We start from the raw sequence: 17,445 nt of genomic DNA, 5'->3' as shown, positions 1-17,445 counted from the left end.
CAAGATCATCTTAGTGACCCGTTTCCAAAACTCTGTGGTTACGCAGCGTTCGTACATCGAGTTAACAAGTTGTCAAATGGATTTATTGCATTGATATCTTTTTTGCAAGCAAAAAAAATATCGGCAGATGATGACCGTGTTTATCTTATTGATTCGTTTCCTATTACGCTTGCTAAGAATAACTATGCTTACACTGCTAAAGTAGCACCAGAGCGCGCAAGTAAAAGCTACAACTCAACTAAGAAAATGTATTACTACGGCGTCAAAGCACATGTTGTAGCGCGTAAACGAGAAGCGAGCTTGCCAGACATTGAAATAATATTTATTGAGGAAGCAAAGAGGCAGGATGGGCCCGTTTTTGATCAAATTCGCCCAATGCTTACAGATAATTTGCTATTTGGTGATCAAGCATACAAAAGACCAGATGAAGACAACGTTGAGTTAGAGCAGGAATTAAAGGTTTTGACGCCGATAAAAAAACAAAGAGGGAGAAGGAGTTGTCAGCAGAGGATAAAAAATATTCAAATGCAGTATCACGTATGAGGCGGCCGATTGAAGCATTATTTGGTTGGCTCAATAAAGTTACTGGCATTGAAGATGCATCAAACGTCCGTTCATCAAAAGGGTTACTTACACATGTTTATGGGAGACTGGCAGTCTGCGATGATGCTTCGTAGTTATCCTGAACTTGGCTTTTGATTCGAATATATAACTCAAAGTAAACTTTGCCTTCCCCCCAAACAAGAAATTAATGGGAGTGTGTAAAAATATGTGTGTAAATACTTATTGTTTATAATCTACAAAAGGATCAAATAATGAGTATCACAATGAATAAAGAAAAAATGCAAGCCTTTGCTAATGAATTAGCGAAAGAGATAAAAACACCTGACGATCTAGGTCAATTAAGCGCCATGCTCACTAAAATGACCGTTGAAACCGCATTAATGTCTGAGCTGGACTTTCACCTTGGTTATGACAAGCACCAGCCTAATGAGCTTAACAGTGGAAATAACCGTAATGGTTATTCAACTTAAATCCTTAAAGGATCCCATGGTGAAATTGAAATCCAAACACCACGCGATAAAGAGGGCTCGTTTGAACCCCAACTAATAAAAAAACGCCAAACGCGTATTACAGGAATGGATGAACAAGTCATCACGCTGTATTCCAAAGGGATGAGCACCCGTGATATTACCGCTACATTTAAAGAGATGTATGGTGCGCAGGGCTTGTATCACAGGTAACCAATGCGGTTATGGAGTAGGAACCCGCCAAGATAAGCGCGTTATTAACAAATCCATTTATCTTGCTCTTGGAATATATATTGAAGGGCATGAAGCACATGTTAATTGCTTGTGTTGATGGGTTAAAGGGCTTCCCTGAAGCGATAAATGCAACATTTACAGAGACTAAAATTCAACTTTATATTGTCCACATGGTGCGAAACTCACTTAAATTTGTCCCTTGGAAAGATTACAAAGAAGTCACCACAGATTTAAAATCTATATATCAATCTATTACGGGAAATTGGGCGAAGCTGGAACGCGATCATTTTTCTGATAAATGGGATGACAAATACCCTCAAATCAGCCGTTCTTGGCGTGCTAACTGGGAGAATTTAAATACTTTGTTTGATTACCCTGCTGATATTCGTAAGGTGATTTACACCACTAATGCAATAGAATCCCTGAATAGTGTCATTCGGAAATCAGTTAAAACAAGAAAAGTATTTCCAAGCGATGATGCGGCGTTTAAAGTTGTCTATTTAGCGATACAAGCGGCATCAAAAAGATGGACAATGCCAATAAGGGATTGGAAACCTGCATTAAATCGTTTTATAATTGAATTTGAGGAGCAGGTCGCTCCCCATATCTAAGGGTGTTTACACAGTTAGGATTACATCCTCAATAATGGTGGCCATTGTATCTTTGATTTATCAACACCATGCTTGCAACTTAGCGCGTCATTACCCCTATAATTCCGACAACCCCAGAACGGCCCTCTTTTACTCTCTCTTAACACCATTTCAGCACCACACTGTTGGCAAAGTGGAAAAATATCATGACAAGATGGATTTAAACAAACTTTAAAACCACGATGTTTACTTTTTGTCATGACACTTTCGCACTTAACACATGCTCTCTCTTTGTGTTCACAAAGAGGGAAGTGTGAACAAGAGTAAAATGGGCCATAACGGCCTGTTCGTGCTTTTAATGTGCCCGTTTCGCACACTAAACAGTTAATCTGCTCAAAAAAAGCTTGATTTACTGTGATACCAAATTCATTAAGCTCAACGTCACCCTCATCAATAAGCTCTTTGACAAAACAGCTCGCCTCTACCATATCCGCAATAATATAGACCCTCTCTTTGGCTCGGGTTAACGCAACATAAAATAAACGTCGTTCTTCGGCATGTTTAAAGTTTTCTTGTTTTGCTAATAGCGCCTCTAAAATGGGAGGCGCGACCTTAGTGGAAGGAAAACCATGCTTACCCGATTTTAATCCGATGATCACAACATAATCGGCTTCTTTCCCTTTAGCTGCATGGAACGATTGTGTTTCAATCTGTAGAAGCGGATATTGATTATTCAAACGTGCAATAGTGGCTTTATCGGGCAGCTGAAACCAGAAACGCGCTAATAGGTAGAGAGTAACGGGTTTGCTGACTTTATTTGCAATCGCCCTTAGCACTTCATCAATTGCACCATTTTCTATCTCATTAACTGTTTTTTCGTCATAAGAGGATACACCCGCCCCCTTTCTCAATATTGATACCGCGGGGGCTGTTACTTGCTTTATAGATTTTATTGTTTTATCTATTTGCGCGGGATTTTTACTGACAAAATCAGTGGCCACTTGACCGATGCGGTCATTAAATCGGAAGGTTTGATCTAACTCTGTTTTGCTTGTTGGACCAAAATAGTTCTCAAAACCGGTGGTAAGCGCGACATCTGCCCCACTAAAACGATAGATAGCCTGCCAATCATCACCCACAGCAAAAACAGAGCTTCCTTTGTTACTGTCACGTAATGCCTTAACTAAACGTGCTCGAGGCTCTGAAATATCCTGAAATTCATCAACCATAATATAACGCCACGTTGAGCGAAACCTTCCCGTTTCAATATACTCCAGTGCTTTACTGATCATATCTTCAAAGTCGATTTCATTGTTAGCGAATAATCTTGCTTGATAAGCCGTTAGAATGGGGCCAAGTAGCTCAAATGCTTTCTCCATCTGTTGTTTATCTATCGAGGTTGCAATAATGCCTTGCTCTGCGTTTTTATCTAAACAGGCTGCTTTGTATAACCCGATTAACTTAGCAAATATCTCAGCAAGCACAGTGAGTTGGCCTGTCTCCTGCAAACTTGCTAGCATTACATCGTCAGGCAACAATTCATATTCAATCTGTTTGTCTGTTAAGCATTTCTGCAAGCTGTTTAGTAACATTCCCCTTTTATGCAAAGAGTATGTTAATTCGATACATTGGGTATTATAGTGCTGGTGAGTTTTACGTTTCCATTGCATCGAAGCATGGTACTCATCTCTATTGATATAAGGGGCGGTATCATCATTTTCATCGACACCAAAATACTCAATATAAATATTTAATTCAGGAAGAAAAAAATCAGGTTGATATTGTCTACGCGCGACAGTTTGTACATCAAACTGGTAGCTCGCTTCATATTGGTACTCAATGCCATGGTTGAATAACCAATTGGCAATATACAGTTCACCAAAGCTTTTTACTTTCTCACCTTTTAAACTGCGGATATCGCTGTCTGTTAAATATTGATAATATTCACCAAGGGTATCAAACTCAAAATCATTCTTTTCAACATAATAATATTTACTAAAATATTCCAACACTAAATGGCGGTATTGTGCTTGATCATCGATTAAATTTTCAAAGCAAGTTTGTACCCATTTAGATTTTGCTTTTTCATCCTCAGCAAAGCGCGATAACTTGGGTTTGCCTCCTTCAACTTGCGCAATAATATTAAGCCCCAAGTGATGAAACGTTGTTGCACTTATTTTATCGGTGGCGAGTTTATCTTTGATCCTTTCATCCATCTCATTAGCGGCTTTTCGGCCATAAGCTAACAGTAAAATATCATTAAAACTTGCCTGTTGACTGTTAAGTAAATACCCCGTTCTACCGATCATAACACTGGTTTTACCTGTTCCTGCGCCAGCGAGTAACAGATTATTGTCATCATCAATAATACAGGCTCTACGTTGCCTTGGCGTTAAAGGGTTTGATTCAACAGTATCAAAGAATGTTTGATACTTCTTAACTTGCTTATTTATATAGCGCTCACGGCAAGCGGTGACATCGCGTGTCTGCCAATGTTGGTACGTTGATAATAACTGAGCCATTTCAGCCGCTTGAGGGAAATCACTGTTTGATTGCATCCAAGGGAACCAACGAACATATTCTCGCTCCACAGCGACCTGAATGCGTTGTAGGTTAGATTGACGCAAATATTGGCTATTGATGAATTTGTTTATTTGAGAGAGTAAGATTTCGAGACGGCTTTTATTATTTTCTACCCATAATGCCTGACAAGGAAAATTGTGCTTTTTGTTACTGTTATAAGCCAACTTACTCAGCTGATAATTTTGCTCAGAGGTGCTAAACAGCATCGTTTGCCCTAACCAACCAAAACTAAAGACAGGGGGGGATGTTAAAGCTTGCCAGCCGATTTTTGTGGTGCTGTTTTTGAGTGTGACGGTAAGCCCATCATTGTTGAATATTATTTTTGTGTGGTGGCCAAACAGACGACCAAAAAAACTTGAAGAGATTGCTTTCATTAATGGGAAAAAACCTAATGACCAAGAGAATTGAAAATTTATTGTAACAGTGCAGCGTTAATATGTCTCAAAGCCGACGTGTTTGTCATAAGCTGGATGCATAAAAAAAGGCTGTATCCGTTAAGATACAGCCTTTTTTTATTGTGTGGCGGAAAGTAAGGGATTCGAACCCTTATGCCCGTTAGAGCGCCACCTTTCCAAGGTGGTGGAATACCATTATCCGAACTTTCCTAAATTTTTTCATGTTCTATATACGCATCAACGTTAAGCTTGTTTGCGGAGCGCATAATAGATAACTCCTCTTATTAAATCAACTATTAATATCCATTAACCGTCTATTTAATCAGCAATCAAACCTAACTCTTGGCGTAAGTAGACGGTTGCCCCTAATAACCCAGGATTATCATGGGTTATTAGGTAAGTTGGAATGGTTGACAGGTAGCTCGAAAAACGTCCTTTCATCTCAAACTGCGCTCTAAACTCACTCTCTTTAAAGAACTCGACAAAGCGTGGCACAATGCCGCCTGCGATATAAACGCCACCCGTACAAGCAAGATTTAATGCTAAATTTCCTGCAAAGCTGCCCATTGCCTGACAAAATAGTGTCAAACTTCGTTTGGCTAACTCACACTCGCCATTTAATGCGCCCTCTGTGACTTGTTTGGGCTCATGAAAATGAGCCTGTTTACCTTCTAAGCGGCAGATGGCATGATAAATATTGACCAGCCCTTGGCCCGACAATAAGCGTTCTGCGGAAACATGACCAAACTGTTCTTGCAGTAATAACAACACATCGGCTTGTTCACGGCTATTGGGTGAAAAACTAACATGCCCGCCTTCACCGTCTAAACTGATCCATTTGTGGTTCACATGAATGATGTGCGAGACACCTAACCCTGTTCCAGGGCCAAACACCGCCGTGATGCCTTGTTGCTGTGCCTCGCCTCCACCTAATTTTATTTTCTCATTATCATTTAAAAATGGCACCGCTAATGAAATGGCAGTGTAATCATTAATGACAAAAAGTTGTGCAAGCTGTAGTTTCTCTTGTAACGCTATTTTAGAAAATTTCCAACTTAAATTGGTCATCGTGACTAAATCATTTTCTACAGGGCATGCAATTGCTAAACAGAGTGCACTTACTTTTTCAGGTAGCGTTGAAAAATATTGAAAAAGCGCAGCATCTAAAGTCAAAAACTCCGCACAAGCAAAGGTGCGACTTTGGCTCACTTCACCCGTTTTGTGGCAACAAACCGCTAAACGGATGTTTGTTCCACCCACATCAGCAACAACAGATAACATAATAATTCCCCATAAAGTAAAAGTAAGTGATGTTCAGACTCTCATTAATGTAACTAAACAACAGATATTTTGATCTAAAACAGTTTTATTCTGTAATAAAATGACAGTTACCGTACAACTATCTATAATCAAAACTCTAGAATCCACACTGATTGATGAATGATGGTAATTTGTTTTCAATTGTAGCTTCTGATGATTTCAAAAATGTAGCTATATCATCAAATTACATTGATGCTCATTAATCACAATAGTCCGTTAGTTTAACGCAAAAACAATAATTTACAGTAGAGTCGTATGAATACTTTAGAGTTAATCCAAAAAAATCTTGATACTTTTAGCAAATCTGAAAGAAAAGTAGCAGAAGTTATCATCGCCTCACCACAGGTCGCTATTCACTCAAGCATTGCTACTCTTGCCAAAATGGCGGATGTTAGTGAGCCAACCGTTAATCGCTTTTGTCGTCGTCTTGATACTAAAGGCTTTCCCGACTTCAAATTGCACCTTGCACAAAGCCTTGCACATGGCACGCCATATGTAAATCGTAATGTAAATGAAGATGATGGTCCTGAAGCGTATACTGCAAAAATATTTGAATCAACAATGGCTTGCCTTGATGTGGCTAAAAATGCCCTTGATACCAATTTAATCAACCGTGCTGTGGATGTGTTAACCCAAGCAAATAAAATCTCATTCTTTGGTCTTGGTGCATCTTCGAGTGTGGCGCACGATGCATTGAATAAATTTTTCCGCTTTAATATACCTGTTGCTTGTTTTGATGACATTGTAATGCAAAAAATGAGTTGCATTAATAGCACGGAAGGAGATGTCATTGTCCTTATTTCACACACCGGTCGTACCAAAGCATTAGTTGAAGTCGCACGGCTTGCGCGTGAAAATGATGCTTTTGTTCTCGCGCTAACCGCTTATAACTCCCCACTGGCAAAACACAGTAACTTGGTGCTTTCAATGAGTGTGCCAGAAGATACTGATATTTATATGCCAATGGCGTCACGCATTGCACAGTTGGTCTTAATTGATGTGTTAGCAACGGGCTTTACATTACGCCGTGGTGCTAAATTTAGAGACAACCTCAAACGCGTGAAAGAGGGGATTAAAGATTCACGTTTTGATAAACTTGATGACAATATAATTTAATCGTTTTGTCATCATTAATTAATCACATTTAAAAAATTACATTTACTGGAGTATACAATGATCAGACGTACTAAAATCGTAACCACACTGGGCCCTGCAACAGACAGAGACAATAATTTAGAAAAAATTATTGAAGCGGGCGCTAATATGGTGCGTATGAACTTTTCACATGGAGAAGCCGTCGATCATGTTCGCCGCGCTAATGAAGTACGTGAAATTGCCGCTCGTTTAGGCAAAGAAGTGGCGATTATGGGCGACTTACAAGGGCCTAAAATTCGTGTTTCAACATTTAAAGATAATAAAATTCAGCTTGCTGTGGGTGACCTTTTTATTCTAGACAGTGATTTAGAAAAAGGTCAGGGCACGAAAGAGCAAGTGGGTCTGGATTATAAAACACTGCCTCAAGAGGTGAAAAAAGGTGATCTGTTACTGCTTGATGATGGGCGCGTTCAGATGGAAGTGACCATGATTGAGGGTAATAAAGTACATACTGTTGTTACCATTGGTGGTCCTCTTTCAAATAACAAGGGTATTAACCTTAAAGGTGGTGGCCTTTCAGCTCCGGCACTGACTGATAAAGATAAAAGAGATATTATTACCGCTGCAGAAATTAAATGTGATTATTTAGCGGTCTCATTCCCACGCAATGGTGATGATTTACATTATGCGCGTAAACTTGCCCGTGCTGCTGGCTGTAATGCTAAAATCGTTGCAAAAGTTGAGCGTGCTGAAGCGGTTGAAACGCAAGAAATACTTGAAGAGATCATTCTTGCTTCAGATGTCGTGATGGTTGCCCGTGGTGATTTAGGCGTTGAGATTGGTGATGCGCGTTTAGTGGGTGTACAGAAAAACATGATCCGTACCGCGCGTCGTTTAAACCGTGTGGTTATTACTGCAACACAGATGATGGAATCAATGATCAATGCGCCGATGCCTACACGTGCAGAGGTAATGGATGTTGCCAATGCAGTATTAGATGGCACAGATGCCGTGATGCTTTCGGGTGAAACGGCGGCGGGAGACTTCCCTGTTGAAACCGTAAAAGCGATGAGCGAAGTGTGTATTGGTGCAGAGAAACACCCAAGTATTAATGTTTCTAATCACCGTATTAACCATACCTTTGATGATCCAGCTGAAGCATTAGCAATGACAACCATGTTTGCAGCGAACCACACAGTGGGCGTAAAAGCGATTGTGGCACTGACAGAGTCTGGTACAACACCCTTGTTAATGTCGCGTTTAAGCTCTGGTTTGCCTATTTATGCACTTTCAAGCAATCAACAAACATTAAGTTACTGTGCGCTTTACCGTGGTGTAACACCGGTGAAATTTAGCTCTACGACAACTAACAGCGTTGAATTTGTGCAAAATGCAATTGATACACTAAAAGCGATTGATGCGATAAAAACGGGTGATCTCATTCTTATCACTCATGGTGATAGTCATGATGCAGGCTCAACGAATACCTGTAAGATTGTCGAAGTGAAGTAATTGCTTTTTGGTATGAATAAAGGATCACTTGTGATCCTTTATTCTTTTAACGGTATTTATTTGTATGTTATATAAACATGACTAAACTAAGAGGTGTTCAAACATATTATTCCTTATTGGAACGTCATGTTTCCCAAGTCTAGAGTCCCCTTTACTCTAGGCTTTTTTTTTGTCCGTTTACTGATCGACTTGTTGTAGTTGCTTAAATTTATTATTTTCATCCAGTATCAATTCGAAGCGTCCTCTTACCCCAAGCTGTGAAAAAAAAGGTACAAATCGCATTGCTGGAATTTGTATCATTCTTCCCCCCTCCTCGCGTACTTTTACCACTGTATTTGGGCTGCGATATAACTGTTCAAATGCTTGGTAAGATATATTTAGCCGGAAATAGAAATGCTTCATTGTTTGCCTTGTTAAGAGTAAATAGGTGGCTAATTTAAATCTCGTCGCCGTAGTTCATATAAGTATATTTATAATCTAGAAAAAAAGAGCCCTCGGCTCTTTTTTGATTTTTAACGGACCGCTAATGGCTAACAGCCAGCTTAGCCAATATGGGTTAATCCACCCATATAATGCTGTAATACTTTAGGGATTTCAATACGGCCATCTTCTAATTGATAGTTTTCAAGTACTGCCACTAAAGTACGACCTACCGCTAAACCTGAGCCATTTAGAGTATGAATAAGCTCTGGTTTCTTTTTACCTACTGGGCGAAAACGTGCTTGTAAACGACGCGCTTGGAAATCACCTACGTTTGAACACGATGAAATTTCACGGTAAGTTTCTTGTGCAGGAACCCATACTTCTAAATCATAGGTTTTAGTGGCACTGAAACCCATATCTCCGGTACATAAAACCACTTTACGGTATGGCAGTTCAAGGTTAATCAATACTTGCTCTGCATGTTTTGTTATCTCTTCCAGTGCTTCAAAGCTTTTTTCTGGGTGTACAAACTGCACCAACTCTACTTTATCAAACTGATGTTGACGAATTAAACCACGTGTATCACGACCGTATGAGCCAGCTTCGCTACGGAAACAAGGTGTGTGTGACGTGATTTTAATCGGTAGATCGGCTTCATCGTAAATCACATCACGACTCATGTTGGTTAATGGCACTTCAGCAGAGGGAATCAATGAAAGACCTTGACCCTCTTCCGTTGCAGGTTTGGTATTAAACAGATCATCACCAAATTTGGGTAATTGTGTTGTGCCATATAAACTTTCAGCATTCACCAAAAGTGGCACATACATCTCAGTGTAACCATGTTGGTTGGTATGTAGATTTAACATGTACTGCGCTAATGAGCGATGTAATTTTGCAATTTGACCTTGCATGACAATAAAACGAGAACCACTGATTTTTACCGCAGATTTAAAATCAAGTCCACCTAATGCTTCCCCTAAATCAACATGATCTTTTACTTCAAAATCAAACTTTTTTGGGGTGCCCCATGTTGAAATTTCAACATTTTCACTTTCATCTTTACCCAATGGTGCAGATTCATGTGGCAGATTAGGGATAGTGTAGGCAATCTCTTGAATTTGAGCCGATAGTGTAGTGAACTGTTCTTTCACCGCATCTAGCTGTGCTCCAAACTCATTCATCTGTATACGCAGTGGCGCAATATCTTCACCACGTTTTGCGGCCATGCCTATCTCTTTGGAACGACTATTACGCTCTGCTTGTAGGGATTCTGTTTGAATTTGTAATGATTTACGTTGCGCTTCTAATGCGTTAACCAATTCAACATCTAATGTAAAACCGCGATTGGCTAATAACTGTGCTGTTTTTTCAATATCATTACGTAAAAATTTCGGATCTAACATCTTATTTCCCTAACTCTTTAAAACTAATAGTGTGCCAATGTAGGCGGCTAAAATACAAACAACAACATTCAAAGCGACATTTAACATCGCTTTTACTAGCTCCCCTTGTTGCAATAACAACAGGTTATCCATAGAAAATGTTGAAAATGTGGTTAATGCACCTAAAAACCCTACGCCAATTAATGGCCACCAAGGTGATGCAGTGATTGTTCCTTGTTGCACTAGCTGAAAGATGTAACCCATGATCAGCGAGCCCAAAACATTAACGGCCAGTGTAGCAAATGGGAAACCTTTTCCAAAGAGGCTTATCATGCCAAGACCAATTAAATAACGCAAAGTAGCACCAAATGCGCCACCACAAGCCACTAAAGCGATATTTGTTATCATATTATTCATAACGTCTATTTTTACTCTGTTGATTTAACTGTTTTAAGTAGTTTAATTTATCACTTATCTGCTTTTCAAAACCGCGATCAGAGGGATGATAAAAAGATTCATGTTGTAATTCAATGGGTAGATATACCTCCCCGGCAGCAAAAGCGCCCTCTTCATCATGAGCATAACGATAACCCTCATTATGGCCGAGATCTTTCATTAACTGTGTGGGGGCATTTCTTAGATGCAGTGGCACGTCAAAATCAGGATAATCATTTACCAGTTGCTTGGCCTTCGCAAACGCCACATAAACAGCATTACTTTTTGGCGCACTGGCACAATATACAATCGCTTGGGCAATGGCACGCTCCCCCTCATAAGGGCCAACACGGCTAAAGCAATCCCAAGCATTAATCGCTATCTGCATCGCACGGGGATCAGCATTACCGATATCTTCAGAGGCGATAGCCAGTAAGCGCCTAGCAACATATAAGGGGTCGCAACCTCCCGCTAACATACGCGCATACCAATACAAAGCAGCATCACCGTCTGAGCCACGTATCGATTTATGAAATGCAGAGATCAAGTCGTAAAACAGATCGCCTTTATTATCAAAGCTAACGCCCTCACGACCTGCAATCTCCATTAAAAGCGTTAATGTCACTAAGCCATTTTCAGCCATATCACTGAGTAACTCTAAATAGTTCAGTGCTTTGCGCGCATCACCTTGTACTAAGGTGGCTAATTTTTGTTTTACTGTTGCTTCAAAGTGAATATTTTTATCTGCCAAACCATCAACTGACTCACAGGCTTGATCAATCACCGCTTCAATTTCACTGTCTGTCAGTTTTTTAAGCAGATAGACACGTGCACGGGAAAGCAGTGCGTTGTTAAGTTCAAAGGAGGGATTTTCAGTGGTTGCGCCAATAAACAGAATGGTGCCGTCTTCAATAAAAGGTAAAAAAGCATCTTGCTGGCTTTTATTAAAACGATGTACTTCATCAACAAATAACAGGGTACGAATACCCGATGCCTGATTCTGTTTTGCGATTTCAATGGCGGCGCGGATCTCTTTGATACCCGAAGTCACCGCAGAGAGACGCTCAACATGCGCTTGGCAGTATGTGGCAATCAGCTCTGCTAAGGTGGTTTTCCCTGTACCGGGAGGCCCCCATAAAATCATCGAATGGGCTGCGCCTGACTCTAGTGCTTTACGCAGTGGTTTACCGTCACCCACAATATGCGATTGGCCAATAAATTGCGCAAAGCCTTTTGGTCGCATGCGGGCGGCCAGAGGTTGAAACTCGTTAGTGAGATCAAAAAGATCAGACATCAACGTTGATCATCCACTTCCACGCCGTTAGGAATTTCAAAGTTAAAAAGAGAGGGGTTAACGGCTTTGCTGTTTTTCTTATAGGTCAATATAAATTCACTCTGTTGCCCCAACTCTTCAATCACTACAAATTTTCTTACCTTGTTATTTTTATCAAATTCAAAGGTAAAGGTCGTCGCTTGCTGTTGTTGAGGGTTAGTGACGATAAAATGATCTCCCTTTTGCTCAACAACATAGTCTTGCCACTGTTCGTTAGTCGCCCCCGCAAGTAGTGTAAAAGGGGTACCATTAATGGCATCACTAAAATTAATCAGTGTTACTTGTTCAATAAAAGGCGTGTAATACCAGATGGTTTTACCATCCGACACAATCAATTCCTCTTCGGGCGTTAATACCTGCCAATGAAATTTACCCGGACGCGAGATAGTCAACTCACCCGTGCTCTCATTTAACAATTTACCTTCGCTACTGGTCACTCGTTGTACAAAAGTTGCATTGATATATTCAAAAACAGCCAGTTTATCTTTTAGTGCTTGTGCGCCAGAAGACAGTGCTTGCACAGAAAATGAAAACGATAAAATAAGCAATGACAGTAATATTTTCTTCATGTTTTTAACCCTTAACTGGCGGTGGCGCTAACACGTCACGGCTACTATTTGCGCCCGATGGTGGGCTTATCACACCTTGTACTTGCAGTTGATCAACTAAACGTGCAGAGCGGTTATAACCTATTCTAAATTTTCGTTGAATACTTGAGATAGAAACTTTACGCGTTTCCGTTATGAATGCCACTACTTCATCAAACAGCGCATCGATCTCGTTCTCTCCTTCCGCTTCTTCACCGGGTAATAGAGTATCTAAACTCAGATCGCCATCTAAAATATCTTTAACGTAGTTTGGCTCTCCGCGTTTTTTCCAATCAGCGACTACTCTGTGCACTTCGTGATCATCAACAAATGCCCCATGCACCCGTGTAGGAACCCCCGTTCCCGGTGGAAGGTATAACATATCGCCATGGCCAAGCAGTGTTTCAGCACCTTGCATACCAAGAATGGTACGCGAATCAATTTTACTGGATACTTGAAAGGCGATACGCGTTGGAATATTTGCTTTAATCAAACCAGTAATAACATCTACCGAGGGACGCTGCGTCGCTAAAATAAGATGAATGCCAGCAGCACGTGCTTTTTGAGCAATACGGGTAATAAGCTCTTCACATTTTTTCCCCACAATCATCATCATGTCGGCAAACTCATCGACCACAACCACAATATTAGGCAGTTTTTCTAAATGAGGTGCAGTTTCATCCATGCTATCACCCTCTTTCCAGATAGGATCAACCATTGGCTCACCCGCTTCAATCGCTTCTTTCACTTTGCTATTGTAACTTGCCAGTGTTCTCACACCGACGGCAGAAAGTAATTTGTAACGACGCTCCATCTCCCCCACACACCAACGCAGTGCATTAGCAGCATCTTTCATGTCGGTAACTACTTCTGTTAATAGATGTGGTATGCCCTCATAAACGCTCAGCTCGAGCATTTTAGGGTCGATCAAAATCAAGCGTACATCTTCAGGCGATGATTTATAAAGTAAACTAACTATCATACAGTTCACCCCCACCGATTTACCTGAGCCTGTTGTCCCCGCAACCAATAAATGTGGCATTTTAGCCAGATCAACCACCACAGGCTCACCCGAAATATCAACGCCTAATACCATACTCAGCGGAGATTTCGCCTCCATAAAGGCTTTACTGCCTAATACTTGTGAGGAATAAACAATTTCACGATGCTTGTTAGGAAGCTCTAACGCGATCACCGCTTTACCGGGAATCTGATCAACGACGCGTACACTCATTGCAGAAAGCGCACGCGCAAGATCTTTCTCTAAACTGGAAACCGTGCTTACTTTCATGCCCGGCGCCAGCGCTAATTCAAAGCGGGTAATAACAGGTCCGGGAAGCACATTAACCACCTCAGCTTTGATTTTAAATTCCAGTAATTTCGATTCCACCAAACGGGCAGCGATTTGCAAATCTTCTTCTGAAACAGGGTTTGCGGTTTTATTAGGGCGATCAAGTAGATCAACACTGGGAAAAGGCGCCATATTTTCATCTGTTTTACGTTTAATCGTCGGTCTTGCATGCTCAGGTAGATGTGAAAAATCAGGCGTTATTTCCTGCTCATCAGCGGTTTCCATAAAGCTAATTTCGTGTACCTCATCAGAGTTTTCATCCGATTCAAAAGGTTGTTCGCCAAAAACAAAATCTTCGACACCACGAATCTCTTCATCGGAAAAAGGCGTCTCTTGATAATGGTCATCAACCTCTGTATTCACTCTTTTATCCGTGCGATCATCTGTTTCTTTTTTCTCTTTTTTGGGCAATGAGAACGCTATTTTTTTAGCTGATTTTTTCTTAGGTTTATCACTGTGATTTAACAGGCGTTGCTCATTCCATACTTTAAAGTGGGTCGGTAATGAAAAAATATGTGTCACGGTTTGAATCGCCAGTGCCCCTAATTCATCCACGAGACGCAACCATGAAAAGCCCAGTAATAAGGTGATACCAGAGATAAGCAAGGTTAATAAAATTAGATTTACCGCTAATAAGCTAAAAAACCCAAGCATGCTTTGCGCAATAATATCGCCTATTAAGCCACCCGATGGGTAATAGTGAAAGTCGTTAAAATTAAGTGACGCTAATCCAGAAAGACTAAAGATGCTAAAGATAAAACCAATAATGCGTAAACTTAAATTAAGGTAATCAATATCAAGACTGAATTTAGGTTTCCAAAATAGCACCCAAGCTAAGACAGAAACAACAAAAGGGATAAAGTAAGCAAGTAAACCAAAAGCATAAAAGAGCACATCCGCAGTCCATGCCCCAACACGACCGCCTGCATTTTGAATTTCTGCAACCCACTGTTGTTGTGACCAACTAGGGTCAACTGGCGAAAAAGAGAGTAATGCAATGGTGATAAAAATAGCACTGAACAGGGTCATAATAACCCCAACTTCAAATAGTTTTTGCACAGCTGAGAGGTGGTTGATCATATTTTTTTTAAGCAAAGGAAACCTCAGTAGGGAAGAGTAGATTAATCAAGAAAGTCGGCTGGTAATTGATGACGTAAGCGTAACCATATTTTACCACTGGCAAAAGCAGAATCACGGACTGTTTGCATAATTTGTTGTGATTCACCCTTTTCAAGTATTGCTTTGATATCAGCATAAAAATTCAATGCGATAGAGCGTGCTTCACTGTTGGAAAAATAGAATATACCCACTTTACGATACAAGTCTTGCAAGCCATTAAGAATCAATACGTAGATCATATTATTAGAGGAAACGGCAACTTGATGATAAAAACGGTAATCGAACTCGGTAAATTCTTCACTGCTTGCATCCAGTGAAGGTACATTTTCTAAAAAAGCTAACACCGTTTCATTATTATGTTTGGCTGCCATGCGTAAGATAATGGTACTGATATTGGTACGAACCGACATTAACTGGTCAATAAAATCACTGCGTCGGCTGACATCTAGTCGTGTGAGTGTACTTAAGATATTAAGCCCTGAGGTTTGCCAAAAATCATTGACTTTGGTGGGTTTTCCATGACGAATGGTTATCCAGCCATCTTTTGACAAACGCTGTAATACCTCACGTAATGTGGTGCGGGTAACACCTATTTTATCGGCAAGAAAACGCTCTGCTGGCAGTTCCGAATTGATCGCAATAGAGCCGTTCCAAATTGACTCAATCAAATATTGCTCAGCAACATCCGCTGGCCCTTTTGCTTTCATTATCATCTATTTACTCTAACTCTGCTTATATTTTTAGCCAACTATGATAACACAGTCCCAGTAACGCAAAACAATTGCTTTTTTTATCTATTAAAGACAACTGTGATGTTCTTCACAATCATTTTTACAACTCAATAATTAAGGTTTGAAATGAACACCGTGTTAATGGTACAAATAGCCATCTCATCAACTTTAGGAATTAATCGTGTTATCACTCTTAAAAAACCTCTCTTCACAACGTTGGCCTTGGTTATTACTGGCATTTAGTGCCTTAGTAATGGAGCTTTGTGCACTTTACTTTCAGCATGTTATGGCATTAGAGCCCTGCGTAATGTGTGTTTATGAGCGCGTCACCATGTTAGGTATTATTTTGGCAGGATTAGTGGGAGCCACCGCGCCTCAATATCTTATGGTGCGTTTAATTGCTTTTGCTGTTTGGGCCGTTAATGCCGTGTGGGGATTATTACTTGCTATTGAACATAGCGGTTATCAGATGAATCCATCTCCCTTTGCAACCTGTGATTTTTTCCCCAATTTCCCAAGTTGGGCGCCACTACACGAATGGATGCCGTGGTTATTTAACCCAACGGGTGACTGTGCAGATATTGTTTGGCAGTTCTTTGGTTACTCCATGCCACAATGGTTAATTGTTAGCTTTACAATTTATTGTGTTTTGTTTGTGCTAATTGCGCTAACAGCAATATTACCCAACAAAAAATCATCCTTTTAGTTAGCGACGATAAGTATAAAAAAAGGTAACAATAAATTGCTACCTTTTTTATTTCTCTGCGCTAGAAGCGTGACCGTTAAACACTAATATTAATGCGTGTTCCTTTACCATCAGGACTTGAGATAGGCGCAATTGACTCTAAAAGTTGCATGGTCTGCTTCTCTATTTGCTCATTATTAGTTTTCATTAAATGTACGTTTACTTTTTCAAGCGTACTTACTTTTGCATGATTCATCATTACTGAACCAACCACTTTCATATCCATTTTTCCCCCTGCATTTAATTGTTATCTAAGGATCGGCTTCAAAATTACTTGCGCTTTTGTTTTCAAAATAACCAGTCATTTCAGGCTTTTTGAAAACAATTTAGCGCAAGTTATTGTGTAACGATTCCTAAATATAGCGCTTAATGTTCATTTCAGCGACTAAGTTTAATATCGGCCAACGACAGCATAACTTTAAGATTATAAACCTTGCGTATATTGTGCTTGCGTAGAAAGTGTCACCATCTGTTCTAACGCTGTCTTTGATGCACCATCTCCTTTAATAAGCTGTGTAAAATGGGTTAGCAATTCAATTTTATCTAACGTTGTTTTTGAACCTGCACCAATGTTCG

General features: G+C 40.2%; 14 protein-coding genes, 1 tRNA gene and 1 pseudogene. 5 read left to right on the top strand and 11 right to left on the bottom strand.

Annotated features, from left to right (window positions below; translation table 11 throughout):
- On the top strand, positions 1-543 hold a 543-nt coding region (locus tag G322_RS0111245; protein WP_028866580.1), incomplete at its 5' end, for a transposase.
- Between the two features lie 284 nt (positions 544-827).
- Positions 828-1,876, top strand: a pseudogene (locus tag G322_RS22715) (IS256 family transposase).
- Between the two features lie 20 nt (positions 1,877-1,896).
- On the opposite strand, the gene G322_RS0111230 reads toward G322_RS22715, so the two are convergent.
- From G322_RS0111230 to G322_RS0111220, 3 genes are all read right to left on the bottom strand, one after another.
- Positions 1,897-4,812 (bottom strand): UvrD-helicase domain-containing protein, encoded by a 2,916-nt coding sequence (locus G322_RS0111230; RefSeq protein ID WP_022941876.1) that lies wholly within the window; start codon positions 4,810-4,812, stop codon positions 1,897-1,899.
- Positions 4,813-4,958: 146 nt separating this feature from the next.
- Positions 4,959-5,043: transfer RNA gene (locus G322_RS0111225), tRNA-Ser, on the bottom strand.
- A 108-nt stretch (positions 5,044-5,151) separates the two neighbouring features.
- Positions 5,152-6,114 carry a glucokinase gene (locus tag G322_RS0111220; protein ID WP_022941875.1) on the bottom strand — a complete coding sequence of 321 codons (963 nt, stop codon included), beginning with the start codon at positions 6,112-6,114 and terminating at the stop codon, positions 5,152-5,154.
- Positions 6,115-6,408: 294 nt separating this feature from the next.
- Here G322_RS0111220 and G322_RS0111215 point away from each other — a divergent pair, with 294 nt between their 5' ends.
- Both G322_RS0111215 and pyk read left to right on the top strand, forming a co-directional pair.
- Positions 6,409-7,269 (top strand): MurR/RpiR family transcriptional regulator, encoded by an 861-nt coding sequence (locus tag G322_RS0111215; protein ID WP_022941874.1) that lies wholly within the window; start codon positions 6,409-6,411, stop codon positions 7,267-7,269.
- 57 nt (positions 7,270-7,326) lie between these two features.
- Positions 7,327-8,760 carry a pyruvate kinase gene (gene pyk, locus G322_RS0111210; protein WP_022941873.1) on the top strand — a complete coding sequence of 478 codons (1,434 nt, stop codon included), beginning with the start codon at positions 7,327-7,329 and terminating at the stop codon, positions 8,758-8,760.
- Positions 8,761-8,937: 177 nt separating this feature from the next.
- On the opposite strand, the gene G322_RS0111205 is transcribed toward pyk, so the two are convergent.
- The 7 genes from G322_RS0111205 to fadR form a co-directional block, all read right to left on the bottom strand.
- Positions 8,938-9,162, bottom strand: coding sequence for a DUF2835 domain-containing protein (locus G322_RS0111205; RefSeq protein WP_022941872.1), 225 nt, complete (start codon positions 9,160-9,162; stop codon positions 8,938-8,940).
- Between the two features lie 140 nt (positions 9,163-9,302).
- Positions 9,303-10,589, bottom strand: coding sequence for a serine--tRNA ligase (serS, locus tag G322_RS0111200; protein ID WP_022941871.1), 1,287 nt, complete (start codon positions 10,587-10,589; stop codon positions 9,303-9,305).
- Positions 10,590-10,598: 9 nt separating this feature from the next.
- Complete coding sequence (gene crcB, locus G322_RS0111195; protein WP_022941870.1) at positions 10,599-10,985, bottom strand: fluoride efflux transporter CrcB; 387 nt, start codon at positions 10,983-10,985, stop codon at positions 10,599-10,601.
- Entirely contained in the window at positions 10,978-12,297 is a 1,320-nt protein-coding gene (locus G322_RS0111190) for a replication-associated recombination protein A (protein WP_022941869.1), read from the bottom strand. The genes crcB and G322_RS0111190 overlap by 8 nt, the downstream gene beginning before the upstream one ends.
- A complete protein-coding gene (gene lolA, locus G322_RS0111185) occupies positions 12,297-12,905 on the bottom strand; it encodes an outer membrane lipoprotein periplasmic chaperone LolA (protein ID WP_022941868.1) in 609 nt (202 codons plus the stop codon). Before lolA ends, G322_RS0111190 begins: the two co-directional genes overlap by 1 nt.
- Before the next feature lie 4 nt (positions 12,906-12,909).
- Complete coding sequence (locus G322_RS0111180) at positions 12,910-15,303, bottom strand: DNA translocase FtsK (protein WP_245542312.1); 2,394 nt, start codon at positions 15,301-15,303, stop codon at positions 12,910-12,912.
- A gap of 92 nt (positions 15,304-15,395) precedes the next feature.
- Positions 15,396-16,106 (bottom strand): fatty acid metabolism transcriptional regulator FadR, encoded by a 711-nt coding sequence (gene fadR, locus G322_RS0111175; RefSeq protein WP_022941866.1) that lies wholly within the window; start codon positions 16,104-16,106, stop codon positions 15,396-15,398.
- A 199-nt stretch (positions 16,107-16,305) separates the two neighbouring features.
- Here fadR and dsbB point away from each other — a divergent pair, with 199 nt between their 5' ends.
- Positions 16,306-16,830, top strand: coding sequence for a disulfide bond formation protein DsbB (gene dsbB / locus G322_RS0111170; RefSeq protein ID WP_022941865.1), 525 nt, complete (start codon positions 16,306-16,308; stop codon positions 16,828-16,830).
- A gap of 76 nt (positions 16,831-16,906) precedes the next feature.
- Here the strand turns inward: dsbB and G322_RS0111165 are convergent, their stop codons facing one another.
- Positions 16,907-17,095 carry a hypothetical protein gene (locus tag G322_RS0111165; RefSeq protein ID WP_022941864.1) on the bottom strand — a complete coding sequence of 63 codons (189 nt, stop codon included), beginning with the start codon at positions 17,093-17,095 and terminating at the stop codon, positions 16,907-16,909.
- Positions 17,096-17,445 lie beyond the last annotated feature (350 nt).

Origin of the sequence: Psychromonas hadalis ATCC BAA-638, from assembly GCF_000420245.1 — a bacterium.
GTDB lineage: Bacteria > Pseudomonadota > Gammaproteobacteria > Enterobacterales > Psychromonadaceae > Psychromonas > Psychromonas hadalis.
This window is presented reverse-complemented; position numbering and strand designations above follow the sequence as displayed.